The 20209-nt window shown below is 40.1% G+C and carries 13 protein-coding genes and 1 pseudogene; 3 read left to right on the top strand and 11 right to left on the bottom strand.

Annotation, left to right across the window (positions count from 1 at the left end; genetic code table 11):
* Positions 1 to 257 precede the first annotated feature (257 nt).
* From pilW to ndk, 3 genes and pseudogenes are all read right to left on the bottom strand, one after another.
* Positions 258 to 1163, bottom strand: a pseudogene (pilW, locus tag CWC30_RS09750) (type IV pilus biogenesis/stability protein PilW); the annotation flags it as partial.
* 116 nt (positions 1164 to 1279) lie between these two features.
* Complete coding sequence (gene rlmN, locus CWC30_RS09745) at positions 1280 to 2410, bottom strand: dual-specificity RNA methyltransferase RlmN (protein ID WP_010389431.1); 1131 nt, start codon at positions 2408 to 2410, stop codon at positions 1280 to 1282.
* A 183-nt stretch (positions 2411 to 2593) separates the two neighbouring features.
* A complete protein-coding gene (gene ndk, locus CWC30_RS09740) occupies positions 2594 to 3025 on the bottom strand; it encodes a nucleoside-diphosphate kinase (RefSeq protein ID WP_036983708.1) in 432 nt (143 codons plus the stop codon).
* Positions 3026 to 3298: 273 nt separating this feature from the next.
* Between ndk and CWC30_RS09735 the strand changes: the two genes are divergently transcribed.
* From CWC30_RS09735 to CWC30_RS09725, 3 genes are all read left to right on the top strand, one after another.
* Positions 3299 to 4624 (top strand): methyl-accepting chemotaxis protein, encoded by a 1326-nt coding sequence (locus CWC30_RS09735; RefSeq protein ID WP_069439100.1) that lies wholly within the window; start codon positions 3299 to 3301, stop codon positions 4622 to 4624.
* 365 nt (positions 4625 to 4989) lie between these two features.
* On the top strand, positions 4990 to 6378 hold the full coding sequence (gene trhP / locus CWC30_RS09730; protein WP_138626990.1) for a prephenate-dependent tRNA uridine(34) hydroxylase TrhP: 1389 nt from the start codon (positions 4990 to 4992) through the stop codon (positions 6376 to 6378).
* 14 nt (positions 6379 to 6392) lie between these two features.
* On the top strand, positions 6393 to 6638 hold the full coding sequence (locus tag CWC30_RS09725; protein WP_036934592.1) for a YfhL family 4Fe-4S dicluster ferredoxin: 246 nt from the start codon (positions 6393 to 6395) through the stop codon (positions 6636 to 6638).
* 105 nt (positions 6639 to 6743) lie between these two features.
* On the opposite strand, the gene CWC30_RS09720 is transcribed toward CWC30_RS09725, so the two are convergent.
* The 8 genes from CWC30_RS09720 to CWC30_RS09685 all read right to left on the bottom strand — a co-directional run bounded on the left by CWC30_RS09720 (position 6744) and on the right by CWC30_RS09685 (position 19876).
* Complete coding sequence (locus tag CWC30_RS09720; RefSeq protein ID WP_138626989.1) at positions 6744 to 7490, bottom strand: M48 family metallopeptidase; 747 nt, start codon at positions 7488 to 7490, stop codon at positions 6744 to 6746.
* Positions 7490 to 10654 (bottom strand): type I restriction endonuclease subunit R, encoded by a 3165-nt coding sequence (locus CWC30_RS09715; RefSeq protein WP_138626988.1) that lies wholly within the window; start codon positions 10652 to 10654, stop codon positions 7490 to 7492. The genes CWC30_RS09720 and CWC30_RS09715 overlap by 1 nt, the downstream gene beginning before the upstream one ends.
* Positions 10647 to 12677 carry a DUF262 domain-containing protein gene (locus tag CWC30_RS09710; protein ID WP_138626987.1) on the bottom strand — a complete coding sequence of 677 codons (2031 nt, stop codon included), beginning with the start codon at positions 12675 to 12677 and terminating at the stop codon, positions 10647 to 10649. The genes CWC30_RS09715 and CWC30_RS09710 overlap by 8 nt, the downstream gene beginning before the upstream one ends.
* On the bottom strand, positions 12670 to 14109 hold the full coding sequence (locus tag CWC30_RS09705) for a DUF262 domain-containing protein (RefSeq protein ID WP_138626986.1): 1440 nt from the start codon (positions 14107 to 14109) through the stop codon (positions 12670 to 12672). The genes CWC30_RS09710 and CWC30_RS09705 overlap by 8 nt, the downstream gene beginning before the upstream one ends.
* Before the next feature lie 163 nt (positions 14110 to 14272).
* Positions 14273 to 15739 (bottom strand): ATP-binding protein, encoded by a 1467-nt coding sequence (locus tag CWC30_RS09700; RefSeq protein ID WP_138626985.1) that lies wholly within the window; start codon positions 15737 to 15739, stop codon positions 14273 to 14275.
* Positions 15739 to 17124 (bottom strand): restriction endonuclease subunit S, encoded by a 1386-nt coding sequence (locus CWC30_RS09695; protein ID WP_138626984.1) that lies wholly within the window; start codon positions 17122 to 17124, stop codon positions 15739 to 15741. The genes CWC30_RS09700 and CWC30_RS09695 overlap by 1 nt, the downstream gene beginning before the upstream one ends.
* On the bottom strand, positions 17121 to 19604 hold the full coding sequence (locus CWC30_RS09690) for a type I restriction-modification system subunit M (RefSeq protein ID WP_138626983.1): 2484 nt from the start codon (positions 19602 to 19604) through the stop codon (positions 17121 to 17123). Before CWC30_RS09690 ends, CWC30_RS09695 begins: the two co-directional genes overlap by 4 nt.
* Positions 19605 to 19636: 32 nt before the next feature.
* The gene (locus tag CWC30_RS09685; RefSeq protein ID WP_024611833.1) at positions 19637 to 19876 is read right to left on the bottom strand and encodes an HTH-like domain-containing protein; all 240 of its coding nucleotides are present in this window, start codon (positions 19874 to 19876) and stop codon (positions 19637 to 19639) included.
* Between the last annotated feature and the right edge of the window lie 333 nt (positions 19877 to 20209).

Here is a 20209-nt window from a genome sequence, read left to right as displayed (position 1 = left end):
TACCTACATCCATGTAGGCAACAAAGAGTGAATCGCTCCTAGGCAGAACCCGAAGGGCAGCACCTGTTTGGCATTGATACTACGTTATCGCCTATTTATGGGGAATAACCACACCACATAAGCTCTGCCTTGCCTAAATACCAAACAGGCTGCTGCAAATTTAACCTTGAAAGGTCAACAGACCCTAATTTAAAAAGGTATTTGTGTCTTTGTTGTATTTTTGCAGCTTACTTTACTGAATCATCAGAGCTTACTGCAGATGTTGGACTTTTTTTACGAATAATTTTTATTTTTGGCTCCACAATAATTTGATTGTTATTACTGCTTTCTTGTAATTCATCAAGTTGTGCTTGGCGGTACTTTTCGCGCAGCACTTCAAACTCTGTTTGCCTTAATTGGTTGTCACGAATGGCGTTAGCTTGAATACTATTTGGGTATGTTTGCAAAATAGTAGCTGCAATTTTTTCAGCATCTTCTATTCTACCCATACGCTGTTTAATTAAATAACTAAGTAATAAAGCCCGTGCAGACACACGGCCAGTATCGTCATGGTGCTTTAAAACGTCGCTGGCTTTATGTAAGTCACTTTTAGCATAAAAAAGGGCGGCTAAGCTAATTAGGGTCGATGTACGCTGCGAGCTGTGGTTTAGCGCTTGTTGAAAGTAGCTTTCTGCATTTGTAAAGTCATTAAACTCAATGGCGCATAAGGCTAAATTTTCATAGCTTTGTGCTACACGAATATAACTTGGAATTTCAATCGCTTTTAAAAATTGATCGGTAGCGCGATCATACTCATCAATACTACATAAAAACGTACCGTAGTTATTTAGGGTATTCGGATCGTCAGGGTTAATCGTCAACGCTTTTTGATAGGCTTTGTCGGCTAATGCATTTTCGCCAACTTGTTGGTAGTAATAAGCTAAAGAATAATGAACTTCGGGGAGGTTTGGTGCATATTCGCTCGCACGCTCAAGGTTATATTTTGCTTGGGAATTATTGCCGGTGTTTAAATATTGTAATGCCAAAGCAATGCGGGTACGCGCTGCGCCTGCGTTGTTTATTTTATTTTCGACGACGGGTTTGTCACTGCCGTTGTAACTATTTTCAGTAACACAACCGCTTAAAAGTAGTGTTGATAGTGCTAAAGCAAGTAAAGATCGCATTACCTTGTCTCTTTATATATTTCCATAGCCTCTATCTTACCTCAAAGCCTTTGTGTTGCATCATTTATTTAAAAATAAACGAGTTATCACAAAGGCACCAGAGTCTTTTATAACGTTTAGGCTTGATGAATATTTACTGCAATTGCATTGTCATCACGCATTTTCTTTTTAGCCATACGTTTTGTTCTATCAACCACATCGCCAGCTAATTGACCACAGGCAGCGTCAATGTCGTCCCCTCGTGTACGACGAACAATACAGGTAATCCCCGCAGCTTGTAATACCTTTGAAAAACGGTCAATTCGACTGTTGCTTGAACGCGTGTATTCGTTACCCGGGAACGGGTTAAACGGAATAAGGTTTACCTTAGATGGCGTCCCTTTTAACGTTTTAACCAGTTCATGTGCTTGGTCGGTGCTGTCGTTAACTCCATTAAGCATAACGTATTCAATAGTCACGTCTTTATTGGCTTTAGAGCCATCGATATAACGACGACAGGCCGCTAAAAATTCTTCAATTGGGTACTTTTTATTAATGGGTACCAAAATATCACGCAGTGCGTTATCAGGGGCGTGAAGTGAAATAGCCAGTGCTACGTCGATTTTTTCTTTCAATAAATCAAGGGCAGGTACTACACCCGAGGTACTTAATGTTACGCGGCGCTTAGATAAACCAAAGCCCCAGTCGTCCATCATCAGCTCCATCGCTGGTACGACGTTTTTGACGTTAAGTAATGGCTCGCCCATCCCCATCATAACGACGTTAGTGACAGGGCGTTTTTCACTGTTGCCATCAAGGCCAATGTCTTTGGCTACACGCCATACTTGGCCAATAATTTCCGACACTTTTAAGTTACGGTTAAAGCCTTGTTGTGCCGTTGAGCAAAACGTACATTCAAGGGCGCAACCTACTTGAGACGATACACATAAGGTGGCGCGATCTTTTTCTGGGATCCAAACTGCCTCTACTTCTTGGCCGCCTTCTAGTACTAATGCATATTTAATAGTACCGTCGCTGGCTTGCTGGCGAACTGAAATTTCGGGTGCAACGATTTCACACTCGTTTTTAAGCTTTTCTTTTAGCTTTTTGTTTACGTTGCTCATTTCGTCGAAATTATCTACGCCAAAATGATAAATCCATTTCATCACCTGATCGCCACGAAATGGCTTTTCACCGAATGATACAAATAACTCTCGCATTGCATCTCGGTTTAAATCTAATAAGTTAATCTTTTTTTGCTCGGTCATGTAACAACCTCAATCGGTGGCGGTGATGGTAAAAATTTACAAGGGCGAATTGTACACAATTCACCCACTATAATCATTAAGTAAAACATCATAAATAAACGATTAATACTTTACGTAATGACTAAAAAAGGGCTCGAAAGCCCTTTTCATACTTTGCATCACAGGGTTAGCTGTGAACTCGAATTAACGAGTACGTGGGCAAAGTTCTTCGTCAGCGAAGAAGTACGCGATTTCGCGAGCAGCAGATTCAACAGCGTCTGAACCGTGAACCGCATTTTCGTCGATGCTATCAGCGTAGTCTGCACGTAAAGTACCCGCTAGCGCTTCAGCTGGGTTAGTAGCACCCATGATTTCACGGTTTTTAAGAACAGCGTTTTCGCCTTCAAGAACGGTAACCATTACTGGGCCAGAAGTCATGAAAGATACTAAAGCACCAAAGAAAGGACGCTCGCTGTGCTCAGCGTAGAAACCTTCAGCTTTCTCTTGTGAAAGGTGAACCATTTTAGCTGCAACGATTTTAAGACCCGCTGTTTCGAAACGGTTGTAGATTGCGCCGATGTGGTTTTTAGCAACTGCATCAGGTTTTATGATTGAAAAAGTACGCTCTAAAGCCATCTTTGTGCTCCAATAATTTTTAAGTGAAAGTGTGAATATTAACGGGCGCGAATTATACGCGTTTTAACGAAAAAAACCTAATTTATTATATCAACCATGTTATTTTGATTTAAGGGCGTTTAGTTTTGAGCTTATAACCATGCTATTACGTATATTAGTTTTAAATACTTCCGCTATATTTACGTCTATGTTAACAAATGGTTTTAGTTGTTAATAATAATTACAATAAACGCTCAATGTATAGTTCATACATCTCAATACTAGGATAACCATATGTTTTTTAACCAATCTTTAAAAAATCAAGTTGCTGATTTACAAAACAAACTTTTAGTTAGAGAGCAGGTTAGACAAAGCTTAGACAGTGAAATGCTAGTTTTAGAGCTTGATATGCAAGGTCATGTTATAAGACAAAATAAGAATTTTGAACGTACATTCAGCTATTCAAATAGTCAGTTGCTTAACCAGAATATTATTAACTTTATTCCTGAAAATGCACGGAATAATCCTGATTTTAATTTATTTAAACAAGCAATAAGTAAGCGTGAGCACTATGTAGGTGCTATTCAGTTGCTACACCAAAACGGGCAACGAGACTGGTTACGCTGCATTTTACATCCTATAAAAAACGAGCAAGGCCAGCTTGAGTATTTAACCCTGCATTGCACTGTGCTTACACAAATAATTGAAAGCTCAAGAGAAAACGAAGATTTAATTAAAGCCTTGCATCGTTCAACGGCGGTTATTGAGTTTGATACTCAAGGTATGGTGCTACGTGTTAATGACAACTTTTTAAAAAGTATGGGTTATTCAAAGCAAGACGTGGTGGGCAAGCATCATAGTATGTTTTGTGATGAGCAAGTAGCGAGTAGTAAAGAGTATCAGGCCTTCTGGCAACGTTTGCGTAATGGCGAGTTTATTGCGAGCAGATTTAAACGTATTGATAAGCACGGCCATGTAGTTTGGTTAGAGGCTTCATATAATCCTATTTTTAATGAAGCAAATGAGCTCTACAAAGTAGTTAAATTTGCCACAGTGATCACTGATCAAGTAAAAAGAGAACTGGCTACAGAGCAAGCGGCGAGTATTGCGCATGGTACGTCTATCGAAACCGATAACAACGCGGACAAAGGTGCTGAAGTGGTACAAAAAACAGTGCAGGTTATGAACGAATTGTCGGTGCAAATGGAGCAAGCTGCTCAAGAAATTTCAGCATTAGATAAACAATCGCAACTTATCGCGAGCATAGTGCAGAGCATTAGTAGTATTGCTGATCAAACTAATTTATTGGCACTAAATGCGGCTATTGAGGCCGCGCGCGCCGGCGAGCAAGGCCGTGGATTTGCAGTGGTGGCTGATGAAGTGCGTTTACTTGCCTCAAGAACCAGTAAAGCGACTGAAGAAATAGTGGATGTTGTACAGCAAAACCAAAATTTAACCCAATCAACGGTGGCTGTAATAGAGCAAGGTAAAAATAAAGCGCAACAAGGCCTAGCACTCTCCAAAGAATCTGGTGATGTAATGAGTGATATTAAAAAAGGCGCGCAACAAGTTGTTGATGCGGTTAGTCAATTTTCGAACCAATTAAGCAGTAAAAAATAACTTAAATCTGCTGCTCTTCATTTATTAGCGCACAAGAGAAATTTTGATGATCTTGATCAAGGTTTCTCTTTTGCCCCCTCATTATACTTGCGCGGTTTATTTTCCTTAATACCAATTCGCTTAATTAAGTGGTCTATTTTGAGGCTGGAAAAACGTGTTGATAGCTAGGCAAAAAAATTGCTATTTAGTTGTTCTCGGCAATTGCTCCTGCATTGCTCTACCTTCTGCATCCATGCAGTCGTAAATGAGATTTTTTTAACGAAGGTAGCAACACGTTTAGCCCCGTAAAATGATTAAGTATTATTGCGGGTTGGTATAATTATTCATGCAACCGACTTGAACTCGGTTCGATGTATGGAGCGCACATGTCAGCTGTTTCTTCCTCAATCCCGTTTATTCCTGAACTACTTTGCCCTGCAGGCAGCTTAAAAAACATGCGTTATGCCTTTGCCTATGGTGCCGACGCGGTTTATGCCGGTCAACCTCGTTACAGTTTAAGGGTTCGTAATAATGAATTCGATTTAGATACTTTACAAATAGGGATTAACGAAGCACATGCGCTAAATAAAAAGTTTTATGTAGTGTCTAATATTGCCCCACACAATGCGAAAGTAAAATCGTATTTACGTGATATAGAACCTGTTATTGCCATGAAACCCGATGCGTTGATCATGTCAGATCCTGGATTAATTATGTTAGTGCGTGAAAAATGGCCCGATATGCCAATTCATTTGTCGGTTCAAGCCAATGCAGTGAACTACGCAAGCGTACAGTTTTGGGCCAAACAAGGTATTGAGCGGGTGATTTTGTCTCGCGAGCTATCGCTTGAAGAAATCAGCGAAATACGCACACTGTGCCCAGAAACAGAACTAGAAGTATTTGTTCATGGCGCGCTGTGTATGGCTTATTCAGGGCGTTGTTTACTCTCAGGCTATATTAATAAGCGCGATCCTAACCAAGGCACCTGCACTAATGCGTGTCGTTGGGAGTATGATGTTAAACCCGGCACTGAGAACGAAACCGGCGAAATGGTACATAAAATTGACCCTAAAACGGTTATACCTACGTTAGGTGAAGGCGCGCCAAGTAACGATGTATTTATGCTAGAAGAGCAAGGTCGCCCGGGTGAATATATGCCTGCATTTGAAGACGAGCACGGCACTTATATCATGAACTCAAAAGACTTACGCGCCGTGCAATACGTAGAGCAGCTAACAAAAATGGGGGTGCATAGCCTTAAAATAGAAGGGCGTACTAAGTCATTTTATTATGTTGCGCGTACCGCTCAGGTGTATCGCAAAGCGATTGACGATGCGGTTGCAGGTAAACCATTCGATGCAGACTTATTTAAAACTCTTGAGAACCTTGCTCACCGCGGTTATACCGAAGGTTTTTTAAAACGCCACGCCCATCAAGATTATCAAAATTATGAATACGGCCATTCAGTTTCTACCAAGCAGCAATTTGTCGGCGAAGTACTAGGGCGTAATGCCACTGGTTTGGTTGAAATAGATGTAAAAAATAAATTTTGCGTTGGCCATTCATTAGAGCTAATGACGCCAAAAGGTAATATTAGCTTTACCCTTAAAAGCATGGAAAACAAAAAAGGCGAAAGCATTACTGATGCCAAAGGTTCAGGCCATATCGTAAAAATTCCACTGCCTGACAACATCGACTTAGAGCACGCCATACTGATGCGCAATTTGGATGAAAACCAAGACACCCGCAACCCTTTCAAACAAGCTGTTTCATAATAGAGAGTTTAATCATGGCTTTATTAATAAACAGCAAATGCATTAACTGTGATATGTGTGACCCCGAGTGCCCAAATGAAGCCATTTATATGGGCGCCAAAATCTACCAAATAGACCCTACAAAATGCACTGAATGTGTGGGCCACTACGACAAGCCGACCTGCGTGAGCGTATGCCCCATTGACTGCATAAAGCCCGACCCTAATCATCGTGAGAGCTTAGATGAACTGGCTGAAAAGTATGTGAGGTTGATGGGTTAATTTGGTATTTTAACGAGCGTGATTAAAAACGAGAGACACTGTCTCTCGTTTTTAGTTTTTTGATATGTAGTTATTTCAAGCTTCAAAATAACTCTCTAATGTTTATCAGTATTGCCAATCCTCATAAGCCAGAGGTAAGCTATTAAGTAGGTTTCTGCGCTCACGCCAATTAGGCATATGCTGGTCCATGAGAGAGCGGAATCTGTCATTATGATGGCGCTCTAGTAGGTGAATTAACTCGTGGGCAAGTATGAACTCCATGCATTCTGGAGGTTTCTTAGCAAGTTCAAGGTTAAGCCATATACGCTTAGCTTGAATGTTGCAGCTTCCCCATTTGGTTTTCATTTTTTTGATATTGAGAGAGCCAGCGTTTACACCTAGCTTGCTTTCCCATTTGGGCAAGAGTTTTTCAAGTGCGCGCTGCATTTCATCGCGATAGAAACGGTTAAGCAATTTGAGCTTATTGTCGGTTGACGTATTTTCTGCAACCGCTAACACTAAATTGCCATTTCCCTTTGCAGTAACACTATATCTACCTTTTGCCTCAACAAGCTTTAAGCGGTATTTCTTCCCCCAAAGATAGTGGCATTCACCATTTGCCATTTCACGAATCGACTGGCGCTCTTGGCCTGCAAAGTCAGCTTGCTGCTTCTTAATCCATGCAAGTTTATTAACGATAGCCAGCCTAATCTTTTGTTCACTTGTATCGTTGGGGATAGACAAGCGTACTTTGCCGCTAGGCGGTAGCACGCTTAAGTGAATGTTTTTAATGGCTCTGCGATTTAGCTCAACATTAATACCACCAATGCAAACTACTTCAACGCTTTGAGCATTGTTTTTGGTATGACGCACTAATGATATTCCTTCTGAGCCTTAATTAGCTCCATAACATCTACAATGTTCACATCATAACCTACCGCTTCTTCTCGCACTGCATTAGCTATCTCACGCTCTTTAAACCTATCCCCTAGCCAATCGGCTTTTTTAGTGTAGCGCACCGCAGTATCAATTTTAGTGGTAAGTACTTCATCATTACCAAAGTTATCATAAATTGCTTGTTTGGCGAGCGTATCAACAGAAGAGGGATAACTTTGATTGCTATTTTCAGTTGGATTAACCACTTTCTTTGCCAGTGCTCTAATTTGCTCTAGATATTCTTGATAGCTAAGTGCTTGCTCTCTTCTTTGCTTTATAATTTCATCGAGCAGCGTTGCCATGCTGTCGAAGTATTTAGGGTTTACAGGGTTTTCATCAACGATGGTTTTTCTAACGTTATTTTCAATCGCTTCTGCCATTGCGTCTTCGTTGTTACGCAAGCCTTCAGGTAAATTTTCTAAGCTTTTGCCCTTGTTGTTTACAACTAGATCAATCAACCCCAACTCTTCAAAATCCATAAGCTGTTCGCTGTCATCAGCTCGAATATACATATCAAGTAACTGACGCATAGCAGGCTCAAATCGCTTCATTTCGAGTAGATCGCCACTGGAAAGCTTTACCTCATCGCGTACTTTCTCAAAGTACGCGACTTCTTTCTTAATATTTTCGGCTTCTTTAAAGGTGTAACCCGCTTGCTGCATTTCATTAGCAAGGTTAGTGTAGGCACGAATTAGCTTAGCTACCGATTGATATAAAGTTAAACGCAGTGCTTCTTTTTCTGTGCGCTCATTTTCATCCTTTGGTTCAACACCTGACTCACCACAAAAATAATGTTGGAAGTCTTTGATGTCTCTTGGTGCTTTTACTGGCTCACATAACGCTCGTACCGCTTCCAGCGCATTATCTAAATCAGCACGAGATTCTTGTAAGCGGTCTTTTAAAAGTCCTTTAACATCGTCAGCATCGTAGCCATCAAACGCTTCTGCTGTGTAATCTTTAATAGCTTTATCAAGTGAGCGGAACAAGTCTTTATAGTCGATGATGTAACCGTAGTCTTTATCTTCACCATCCAATCGGTTTACCCGGCAGATTGCTTGGAATAAGTTGTGTTCAGCCATTTTTTTATCGATATAAAGATAAGTGGCAGAAGGCGCATCAAAGCCCGTGAGCAGCTTATCTACAACAATCAGCAGGCGCATTTGTCCCGGTTCTTCAATAAAACGTTTTTTAACGGCTTTTTCAAACTCTTCAACACGCTTGGCTGCTTCATCTTCACTTTGCTCAAAGTACTCAGCTAACATCTTGCGATAAGTGTCATACTTAAACAGTTTTTCGGTTAACCCTTCACCAGATTCTTCACCTTTTATCGAACTAGCAGCAGGTTGATAACTGGTCACTACTGCACATTTACCAGCAAGATCTGTTTTAGAAAACATCTCATAAACCATGCAGGCTTGATGGACACTGGCACACACCAACATGGCGTTGCCTCTACCAGACATCAGTGCAGGCTTTCTTTTCATATCAAGCCATATATCCATCACAATACGTTCTAGTCGTGACTTACTAGAGAGCACTTTTTGCATGGTGCCCCATTTTTGTTTGAGCTGCATTTTGGCAAGGTTAGATAAGCCTTCGGTATTAGTATTAAACCAAGTATCAACGCCTTTCTCAGATGTTAAGTGTTGATCAATATCTCTGGCTTCATATCGAAGGTCTAACACCACACCGTCACTTACGGCTTCATCAAATTTATAGGTGTGAATATAAGGGCCGAAAACTTCCAAGGATTTCTTCTTGTCCTTCTTCATCAGTGGTGTACCGGTAAAACCAATAAACATGGCTTCAGGCCCCTCTCCCATACTAAATAGGGCCTTCATTGCTTCGTGCAGTTTACCCGATTGAGTTCGATGACACTCATCAACAAACACAAACAAGTTACCTTTCGCTGCAAAGTCACTGGGTAAGTTTTTGGTTAACGCTTCAAGGTAGTCTTTTGTTGCTTGCGTCTCATCTTCTTCGGTAACTGCTTCACCATTTCGACCAAACTTATGTACCAGTGAGCAAAATAACCAAGGGTTAGGTTGATTAAGCGTGGCAACCAAATCCCGTCCGCTTTTTGTACGATAAATCTCTTCATCAACACCTGAGAATACTTTTTCTATTTGTTCGTCTAATTCGGTTCGGTCAGTAACAATAAGCACTCGCGAATCCGTTACATTTTCGCGTATCCACTTGGCAAGCCAAACCATAGTTAAGCTTTTGCCTGAACCTTGCGTGTGCCAGATAATGCCATCATCGTGTGTTTGAACGTGCTTCTGTGCCGCTTGGATGCCGAAATATTGGTTGTGTCGGCATGTTTTCTTTACCCCAGCATCAAACACAATAAAGTCATGAATGAGTTGCAGGAATCGCTTTTTGTCGCACAATTGTGCGATATGAGTGTCGAGTAAGTTCTCTGTTGTAATGCCTTTTGCTGGTAGTGGATTGGGGTTTTCTTTACCGCTGCTTTCTTTCCATTCAAGGTAATATTTTTCAGAGGTCTCAATCGTACCGTAGCGAATGCCTTGAGTATCGTTACCCGCCATTACAAGCTGCATAGTGGTGAAGAAATTACGAATAAAGGCTTTCTTTTGGTTATCTAAGTTTTGGCGGATCCCCTCACTGACTGACACCGAAGAGCGTTTTAATTCAATTACACCAAGTGCGATACCATTTACGTAAATCACAATATCAGGGCGCTTTTTCAATTCACCTTTAACAGTGACTTCTTCAGCAATGGCAAAGTCGTTAGCTTCTGGATTTTTCCAATCAATTAGCCAAACGGTTTGGTTTTGTTCACCCGAACCTTCTTTTTCTTTTACACCATAACGCAGTAGGCGATAAACATCTTTGTTAGCATCAAATAGTTTTTTGCCTTCACCAAGCGCTGCGGCAGTATCAAGTTGGCGTAATGTACGGTTAATCAGCGCATCAGAAATTCCACGACCTTTTAGCCATTTGGTCAGTAGGCCTTTTTCAATATTGCTGTTACCTTCACGGTATTCCCAATTGCCTAAGTAGCCGTAATTAAGCTGATCTTTAAAAAACTTAACCACGCGGTTTTGGGTTTTACGTTCTAATTGACCGACATTACTCATTGCCTAATTCCTTTTTCGAGTCGTTAACGAACACCGTTAACATGCTTTGTTCATGCTCGGCTATTTGAGTTTCAGTCCACTCGTTAGCAGCATTCATCAGCTTAATCATTTCATACAGTTTTAGGGTATCGATGCTTTTATCGGCAATGGCGGCTTTAAAATGATCTCGTTTAGCAGTTGGTTGTAAGTTACTTAATTTTGAATTTTTACTGTGACTTATCAGACACAAATTACCAAATCGATGTAAGTCAGCATCGGCTAATACACGGTGCCCATCAAGGGGATGTTGAGGATAAAAGTGTTCAACAGAGCTTCGGAAAGTAAATTCAAACTGAGTAATTACATCATCTTTTTTGTTTTGAACGCTATCACACCACAACAAATAATCGAGATAGTTAAACACTAGGTTATTTTCAATAACGCCATAATGCAGCCTCGCTATAGCGTTCTGGTTACTTAAATCAAATGCTAAATATCTCTCGTTTTGATAAATCATTTGATAGTAATCAGAAGGCGATTCACTTAAAAAGCGTCCATATACAAATTGGCGAGCTAAGTTTTCGAGTTTTTGTAAATACAGGCGAGGCGTAATTCTATCCATATTGAATAAATGGAACAACGCACCATTTAACCAGTGTTTATAAACCAGTGTCGGAGTTGAAACATGCATTGCACTTAACAACATTAAGATCTGACGATTATTACCTTCAAACCCATCTTCGCTTTCTAAGTCATCATTATCATTAAACGTATTGATATAACTTTGGCTTTCTTTATTGTAAAAATGCAGTTTCTTCAAGCTCCACTTATCTTTGCCGTCATTAAATTCACGTTTGATGATGTACTGGTCGAAGAGGTATTTACACTTGAGTAAGGCGAATACAAAGTCTTTTACTGCGTTGATTTTGTCACTGCTGTTGTCTTTTAAATAGACATCAAATTGTTCTAACAAACGCTTATCATCCAATGCTACTTTTTTATTGGTTAAAACACCTTTGTTTAATATGCTAAGCACGTGAAGTAAGAAGTTAGAAAAATTAATCACGCTATTAAAACGCTCGGGTGTTAGCGTGATATCTGCGCTAGAAGAGGACTGAGGTGGCTTTGCTAATATCTCATTGAGTGTCAGCGATATGGTTTGAGTGCATTCGTTCTTTAGAGTGGTTGCCTCGCTAATACACGCAGCTAAATCAGCATAATTTATTGGCGTAAATTGCCCCCAGTCGTCTTTACCAAATATGCAGTGGCGCTCATCTGGATTAAAACCATACTGAATGTAACGTTCCATATTAGCGGTAGCGTCCCAGACCTTACTTAATAGTTCTTTATCATTGTCATCGGTTAGCACCGACATCAATCTTGCTTTAATCACTTCATGCTTTTCAAGCTGTTCACCACGATTATTCATTACCTCAAAGTAATGATTCAAATCGGTATCTTCTGGTACACAAACACGAGTAATTTCTACTTTATCGAATAAGTAAGAGCAAAAACCTTCTAGCTTAGCTCCAAGCGCTAATAAGCCCTTTTCAAGTAATGTATAACCATTAATTACATCTAAATTATAGTCATCTGTGCTTAGATGCTCTAAAGCAACGCCCTGAATCAAACTTGCAAAAGTGTCAGATGACTTCTGACGACTTTCAAAACTGAGATTTACTACGTCATACCAATCCATATCAAAGGTTTGATACTTAGTGACCATACGTTTAAGGGCAAAAGCCAATAAGGTAAGGGTCGTAAAGCGCTGCTGACCATCTATAACTTCATAGCTGTCATCTTTGCGCTTAAACACCACCAATGTACCAATATAATAGGTTTGATTTGGTTTATTTTCCTGATAATCCAACACATCTTGTATTAATTGATTAATTTCACCTTCACCCCATGCATAGTTACGTTGATACATAGGGACTAAATATCGGTTAGTATCACTTAATAACTCTTTAACTTTGTAACTATGTATCTGATTGTTCGCATTGACATTACTGCTTTGCACCTTGAGTGCTTGGACATTATTCATAGTACTTCATTTCCTCAAACAGATTAGCGATCTCAGTAAGCTTAGTTCCATTACATTCAGACTTTTTCAATGTTGGTAAAGGCCAATTTAATACATCACTTGGTTGTACTGCTTGTTTTATTCGCTCAAACACATTATGGGTGAGTGCATGTTTATTCATGCGCTCAATACCAACAACCTGCATTTTCAAGCGGCAGCTATAAGCCCAAATAAACAGCTTTTCTATAGCTTGCGATAGCTCATGTGGGCCAAACTTATCTAAATAAAAAATCACCGCGCAATCAAATAGATTACGTATATAGCCATCACCTGTTCGTGTACGTGAACTGTAGCTGTTAAGTGTGTATAAAATCTTACAAGCACGTGGTTCTAGTTCGTTATCTAATATGCGAATAAGCTGCTTAGGGTCGTTATTTTTGCTATTACGTTCATCGCTCACTATCTCAGCAATTTTTTGCTGATAATGACTCGTCATTTCAAAAAAGCGCCTACCGTTTATAATCATTTGATCAAGGTGGAAAGGAAAACGCATACGTTTATGATCAATATGGCGCTGATATTGCGTGTTATAGTCATCAACAAAGTGATGGGAAATGCGAAGTGGTTCTACATATGGGTAAAGTCCAACCTGTTCAAGATTTACCCCTTTAAATAATCCCACTTGTGATTTGTTAAAATACAGTGCCGATTTCCCTTGTGCCCAGTTGCGAATACGAAATAAGTAGTTAGCAAATAATCGTGCTAGCTGTCCGCTCTCTAAGCTTTCCCAATGGCGTACAGAATCGGCTTTTAATTCGGTTTCAGCGTCTGAAAACTCACGTAAATGGAAGGCTTTTAACAAATCGTGCGGATCTAAATCTCGGCCTCTGGCATTTTGTGAATCAAAAAACTGAAAGGCTTCAGATACATCATTAAGTACAAAAGTAACCACTTCACAGCGTTTCAATAAAAACTCAATATCGGCCTCGGTAAAATCACTTCGTGCTACCGCGCGTTTAGCTGCCATAAAATTTTGATGTAAATTACGATGCGATATATCACTATTAAAAGTTTGACGTTGTAAAAAATTATTAATTGGTTGTTCAAGTGAGAGCAGCAATGTTTTTACATCTTGGCGTTTAATTTGTGCATTGGAGTCATTTGTATTGAGCCGTTCATCTAGCAAGGCTTTTACCAACAGCACAAGCGTGAGCGTACGTTGCTGACCATCAACAATGTCGAGCGTTTCTTGTTTTTTTTCTGAATGTTGATGAAATACAATAGATCCAAGGCGGTAAGCTAATTTACCTCTATAAACTTTTAAATCGCCGAGCAAATCAGCAAGGTTAGCTTGTGTCCATTTGTAAGGGCGTTGATAGTTAGGTATAGCTAAATTACTCTTTTTGAGTAATGTGCTAACCGATATAATGTCCTTATTAAGTTTTCCTGTCATAGTTATTATTTCAACTTCACATTTTAGATTATTAAAACTCTTTACTTATAAAGTAATCAAGCAAATTGATTTAAATAAAGTTTATAAATTACAGCTTGTTATGTTTTTTTTTGCTTTATAAAATCACTTAATTGATTGTCTAGTCAAGCAACGGTCAAGCAAATTAATACCAGTGTGGTACGTAGCGCATTGCTTTGGTTCCTGCATCGGCATCATAAGGTTTAATTAAGCCCGCATGGACTGTATCCTTTATTATTCTGCTTACCATTGCGCTATTCTTTTCTGCAATAGCAAAGCGCTCGCGTAGCGACTTATTATTCATATGCTCTCTGTTTACATGCTTTAAACAACAATGCTGATAACAGGCACGAATACGATCTTCTTTGTCCATTTCAGCAAATTCCCTATGACCAAATAAAACAGACCGAGTATGGTGCTCTGTTACTTCAAATAAAGGAGCTGGTAATTGATATAATTCAGTTTGAAAAATAACTTTATCAATACCCGTACCGCGCTCTTCACAAATATTAATACGACGCATAAAAGACGCTAGTGCTTCGTTACGGCTTCTGGGTGGAGAATCTAAAAATCGGTCTGTATCGACTAGCGGAATACCAGGGTTGGTTATTTCCATGCGCGTATCGAATAGCTCAACCATAGGTCCTGTGCCTGTTAACGAAAAATCTTGATGAATAATAGCGTTAGCCGCTAATTCGCGTATTGCTAGCTCTGGATACATAGGTACTTCTTTACGAAATGCTTTGCCAATTTCTTCATTAGAAGGCAGTAGGGTCTTTAAATAGTCTATAAGTCCCTCAAAGCCAACGGCATAGCCTTTATTACCTTCGAGTTCTCGTACTGTTTCTACCCGGCTATTCCCTTTATACTGCACTAACCGCACGGCTTTGCGAGCTAAATGCTGAAAATCTTGCAGCTTTTTAGCAAATAATATCGCCCCTAAATTGGTAATATGCCATTTACCCGCTTGCGTTGCACTAATGAGCTTATCAGCTTCAAGTGCGTTTAAAATCCCTTCGCGACCTTCAGGCAGTGGTAAGTTAACTAAGTCAAAGTAAGAAGGGTAGTCTATAAGCTTTAGTACTTCTTCAACATTGCAGTTTTCTGCTGCTAATTGTTGCTCAAATGGGGTGTTATCAAATACGCGCCATAACGCGCGTTCTTTTTCGGGATATTCACGTAGCTTTTTTTTGTAAGAGCCAATACGAATAAACTCTGTACCATCAAATTGCACTGGTGTATGCGCTGCTGCCTGCACCTCCAAAATAACAACAGGTAAATCGTTAACATGGCTAAACTCGTAAAACTGAAAATGTATTTTGGGTGCGGTTTTTTGCAACAACCAGCTCTCTAGCTCTTGCCCTTTATGCTTTTGAGTTGAAGGTTTAAAGTTCGTACCAATTACATCATGGGTTTTATCATCTACGCCATAAACTAAGTACGCAGTTTGTTTGCCAAGTAGCGCGGCGGAGTTTGCGAGTGCAGAGATATATTCGCCAATTTTAATCACATCAACATTATGCTTAAACTCCACCCATTCGGTTTCATCGGGTAAATGGCATAACTCTTTTAACAGAGCTCGTAGCTGGGCAAGGCTTTGTTCTGTCGGCATCAGCTACCTCCATCCTGTTCAGTCTCAAGCTTTTTAAATGGTAACCTTGTGCGGCCTGTAAGTAGCTGTTGCATCATACCTTGTTTGATTTGGCGGGTTTTCGCCAAGCGCTGTTCAAGGGTTTGGATTTCGTTATCCATATCCGAGAGGATGTTGGCAATAGCGGTTTGTTCTTCATTGCTAGGTAGAGGAACCAATAGTTTTCCCATAGCTTCTTGGGTAATGCCAAAAAAAGTAGAGCCAGATTTATGAAGTTCTATATGGTCATCAAGTAACCTTGTTTTCATCAAATAATATAAATATTTCGGAACATAACTTTCGAGCTTGGGGCGAAATAACAATAAGTGGCTATTTAGAGTTGCTTTATGAGGTTTTGGGATATGATCAACGAAAAGAAGTTTCCCTATGGTTCCATCTTTCGTCATTAGTATATCGCCTACCTTTAACTGTATGTTTCTATCCATCTCATATCGATCTTCAGGGATATGATAAACCTCGTTCCATCTGATCTTGCCATCTTTAAAATTCATTCCTGTAATTAAAAAAGGCTGCTGATCGTTAAAAGTGAACTCTTCTTGTTTCAATCCTTGCCAACCAATGCGTCCTCTCATTGAACTGATATCTTTTAAAAGATCCACATCCCAATCCTCAGGGGTTTCGCCTAGTTCGCTGGGTTTTGTGCCTTTGGGTTGTCCTTGCTTTTCGCCTTCGGTATAAGTGGCGAATTGGGGTAAACGGGTTTTGCCTGTCAACAGTTGCTGCATGGTGGCGGTTTTAGTCGCTTGTTTTTTCGCGATCAGTTTTGCCAATTCCGTTAATAGCGCATCCACATCGGACAAGGCATTGGCAATGGCGGTTTGTTCTTTTATCTTCGGAAGGGGGACAAGTAAGCTACCATATTCATTACCATTGATACCCGGTTGACCGCTTCTCATTGAGTTAACAGTAACCCAAGCCCAATATTGCTCTGTTCTTAAATACTGAAAAAGAAATTCGGGATTTAATAGGTCGTTTTTAGGTGCTACTTTTATCAAGAAGCCTGCGTAAACTAGCTCGCCATCTCGCTCTCTATAAAGGTAAGATTTACCGACACTTGCACCTGTTCTAGCTAGCACTATGTCACCAGCGCTAAGCTTATATAGCTCTGAAAAAGGGCTGTTCACTCCCACTTTTTCAGAAGGAGAAAAATAACCATCTTCACTAATATCCGTAATTCGGATATATACTGGCAAAGACCCCTGTAGTGGAATAGCTGCTGCATTTATTCCATATTTCGGAGACTCTTTTAACACGTCCCTTAGTGCTGAAAAAGTCCAGTCTTTAGGAATTAGACCTATATCAGTGTGTTTAAATCCTTCAGGAACTATTTGCTCATTTACGCTCATAGCGACCACTCCAAGCCCATTGCTTTTAAGTGACCTGCGACTTTATCGCTAAGGTCATCAACCGATTTAGAAAGGGTTGGTAATGGCGTGCTATAGCGTTCTTCCAGTTGTTTAACACGGTTTGCCATTTGTTGGGTAACACGTTCAATCTCACTAACGATATTGGCTTGTAATGTGGCTAGCCACTTGTCATCGACAATCAGGGTTTTGATTTCATTAATAGTGAGTTTTGGATATTGGTTGAATACCGCTAAATCGAGGGCATCGATCGCTTCTTTCACCGCTTTTTTCGCAGCCGCTTCAGCGTTAAACAACTTGGTAGCTTGTTTCAGCGCCCTAACTTCATCAACATCGGTTGCTAGCTTAGCTCTGGTAGCAACACTGGCTTTGGTGATTTTGTCTTTATCGTTGATGGCTTCAACCAATAAGCCATCTTCACCACCATGTTCCTCAAGGTAGCTTTCAAGTGCTTGGGTGGCTTCGTCTTGTTTGGCTTGCAGAGCATCAACCTGAGCTTGTTCGTCAGCAAAGTAGCGGGCAACAATTAAGCTAGGTGGAATAATCTCAGCTTTGTACTTTTTCTTATTGATAATTAAATCGGGTGTTTCTTTAAGCTTTTCGCCCTTGGCAGCAACTAACTCACGAAGAGTATTACCTGCTTGCCAATCGTCCTGTACCAATACATACACATCGTCCTGCATGGTATCAGCCCAGTAATCCATCAGGATTTGATAAATATCGTATTTGCTTAATAAATCACTATTGGCATAGCTATTTAACAAGTTCTCTGAAATGTTAAAGATAAAGTTTTTCGGGTTATCGCCTACTGCTTTTTCCTTGCAAGTGAGGTCTTTTAATTTTGCTTCAGGTATCCACTGTTTAAATGGCAATAGGCTACGAGCAGCAAAGTCTTTAAATTCTTGGTGAGCCAAGATGGTACTTTTCACTAGGCTAGCTTCAACCAGTGCGTGGCTATAGCCTTCACGTTCAGGTTTAAATAAAGTTGCTCGGATGCTAGGGAATACCTGCCAGTAATGCTCAAGGGCATCAATGTCGCGGTTTGGAATGCCACCTTGCAGGTGAGCGCTTAAATCGTGTAAATCTTCTGGCTCAGACGAGTCGATATAACGCGGGATGTTAAGGTTGTAATCGTTAGCGGCAATTTCATCAATTTCCACTAAGCGGCTATAACGTTCAAGCTCTAAGCCTTTGTTAAACACATCAACAATTTTATGAATGTCTTGGCTGCGCAGGCGATTTTTGTTGCCATCTTTTATGAAGCCTTTGCTGGCATCAATCATAAATATTGGACGACCTGATACGGTTGGTAGTGTTTCATCACCTTCGTTAAAGCTCGTAACTGCTTTTTGTGCGTGTTCTTTATCAATCACGATAATACAGGCAGGAATACCCGTGCCGTAGAATAAGTTGGCAGGTAAACCAATAATGCCTTTGATATAACCCTGTTTGATCAGGTTTTCACGAATAGTAGCTTCGGCATTACCACGGAATAACACTCCGTGCGGTAAGATCACCGCGCCTTTACCTGTGCTTTTTAAGCTTTTGATTATGTGTAGTAAGAAGGTGTAGTCACCGTTTTTTTCCGGTGGAATGCCCCAAGTAAAACGGTTGTATAAATCGTTTTCTGGAGTTAAGCCACTGGTCCAGTTTTTGTTAGAAAAAGGCGGATTGGCAACCGCAAAATCAAAGGTTTTTAATTGGTTAGGGGCATCTTTCCATTGCGGTTCAGCAAGTGTATTGCCTTTCCAAATTTTGGCCGTGGTGTTGTTGTGTAAGATCATGTTCATACGGGCAAGTGCGCTTGTGGCGTTGTCCATCTCTTGTCCGTATAGGGTTAAACCACGCATGGCTTGGTCGCTGGCTTTTAATAACAATGAACCTGAGCCGCAAGTAGGGTCGTAGGCGGTGGCATCTTGAGGCGTGTCTTCTTTAATGCCTACCACTTTGGCTAGGATTTGAGATACTTCCGATGGTGTATAGAATTGGCCTTTAGATTTACCTGATTCTGTTGCGAAATGGCGCATTAGATATTCATAAGCATCACCTAATAAATCATCACCGCCAGCACGATTTGCAGATAAGTCTAAGCCTTGGAAAATACCTACTAGCTTGGTTAGGCGGTCTACCATTTCTTTGCCTTTACCAAGCTTGTCTTCATCGTTGAAGTCGGCAACGTCTATTATGCCTTTAAGGTCGTTTTCTTCAGCAAGGGCTGCGATGATCTTATTAATTTTATCGCCAATTTCTTTGTCGTTTTTGGCGGTAATCATATCGTCGTAGCTTGCACCTTCTGGCACAACTATCATGCCGTATGGGTCGCCTTTGTATTTATCGCTAACGTACTTCATGAATAGCATTGTTAGCACGTAATCTTTATATTGGCTGGCATCCATACCACCACGCAGTTCGTCACAACTTGCCCATAGTGATGAATAAAGTTCTGTTTTTTTAATAGCCATTGGAGTTTCGTTTAATCCTTGTGAAAGCGTTATTAGAGCAAGTCGGTGCTTAAGCCTGCGGCTTTGAGTCGTTGAGTGAGGTTGCGCATTTTTGAAAATTCAGTGCCAAAACTGTCTTTTAACCCTACACCTTGGCAAAATTCTTTAGCGGTTATGCTTTTTAAATTATCAGCGTATTTAATCATTTGTAGGTGCATTTCGACAGTAAATTGATTGCGTGGCGCATTATTTAACGCTGTTTTGATATTATCGAATATCACTTGCTCGTTCATAAGAGTGTACTTTGAGAAGAGTATTTAGCTAATTTATATAAATTAGCTAAATAAGCAAGTGGAGATTGATGATTGTTTTTCTTTATGTGACTAACTTGTTGTAAAAAATAGATTTACTGTAATGTTGATTTGATAAATATTAAGCCTCATTACTATCAATCAAACCTTAGAGTATTTGCCATTTCAAACACATCATCAGTAACATCTTTTGCTCTGTGTCCTTTTCCTTCAGGTTGACAAACAAATTTAAGAGAATCTCGAATTGATACTTTGTCTCCAGAATAGTCAGAGCCAATGATGAAATTATCTGCAAAGGTAGTGTTTAGAAATCTG

Origin of the sequence: Pseudoalteromonas sp. S4741 (assembly GCF_005886135.1) — a bacterium.
GTDB lineage: Bacteria > Pseudomonadota > Gammaproteobacteria > Enterobacterales > Alteromonadaceae > Pseudoalteromonas > Pseudoalteromonas tetraodonis.
Note: the sequence above shows the minus strand (reverse complement) of the source record. Positions and strands in the feature narration are given on the sequence as shown.

Excerpts from the sequence above, each read along its gene's own strand:
- CWC30_RS09735 (WP_069439100.1), top strand. The coding sequence starts at position 3,299 with ATGTTTTTTAACCAATCTTTAAAAAATCAAGTTGCTGATTTACAAAAC.
- ndk (WP_036983708.1), bottom strand. The coding sequence starts at position 3,025 with ATGGCTTTAGAGCGTACTTTTTCAATCATAAAACCTGATGCAGTTGCT.
- trhP (WP_138626990.1), top strand. The coding sequence starts at position 4,990 with ATGTCAGCTGTTTCTTCCTCAATCCCGTTTATTCCTGAACTACTTTGC.
- rlmN (WP_010389431.1), bottom strand. The coding sequence starts at position 2,410 with ATGACCGAGCAAAAAAAGATTAACTTATTAGATTTAAACCGAGATGCA.
- CWC30_RS09690 (WP_138626983.1), bottom strand. The coding sequence starts at position 19,604 with ATGGCTATTAAAAAAACAGAACTTTATTCATCACTATGGGCAAGTTGT.
- CWC30_RS09705 (WP_138626986.1), bottom strand. The coding sequence starts at position 14,109 with ATGACAGGAAAACTTAATAAGGACATTATATCGGTTAGCACATTACTC.
- CWC30_RS09695 (WP_138626984.1), bottom strand. The coding sequence starts at position 17,124 with ATGAGCGTAAATGAGCAAATAGTTCCTGAAGGATTTAAACACACTGAT.
- CWC30_RS09725 (WP_036934592.1), top strand. The coding sequence starts at position 6,393 with ATGGCTTTATTAATAAACAGCAAATGCATTAACTGTGATATGTGTGAC.
- CWC30_RS09700 (WP_138626985.1), bottom strand. The coding sequence starts at position 15,739 with ATGCCGACAGAACAAAGCCTTGCCCAGCTACGAGCTCTGTTAAAAGAG.
- CWC30_RS09715 (WP_138626988.1), bottom strand. The coding sequence starts at position 10,654 with ATGAGTAATGTCGGTCAATTAGAACGTAAAACCCAAAACCGCGTGGTT.
- CWC30_RS09710 (WP_138626987.1), bottom strand. The coding sequence starts at position 12,677 with ATGAATAATGTCCAAGCACTCAAGGTGCAAAGCAGTAATGTCAATGCG.
- CWC30_RS09685 (WP_024611833.1), bottom strand. The coding sequence starts at position 19,876 with ATGAACGAGCAAGTGATATTCGATAATATCAAAACAGCGTTAAATAAT.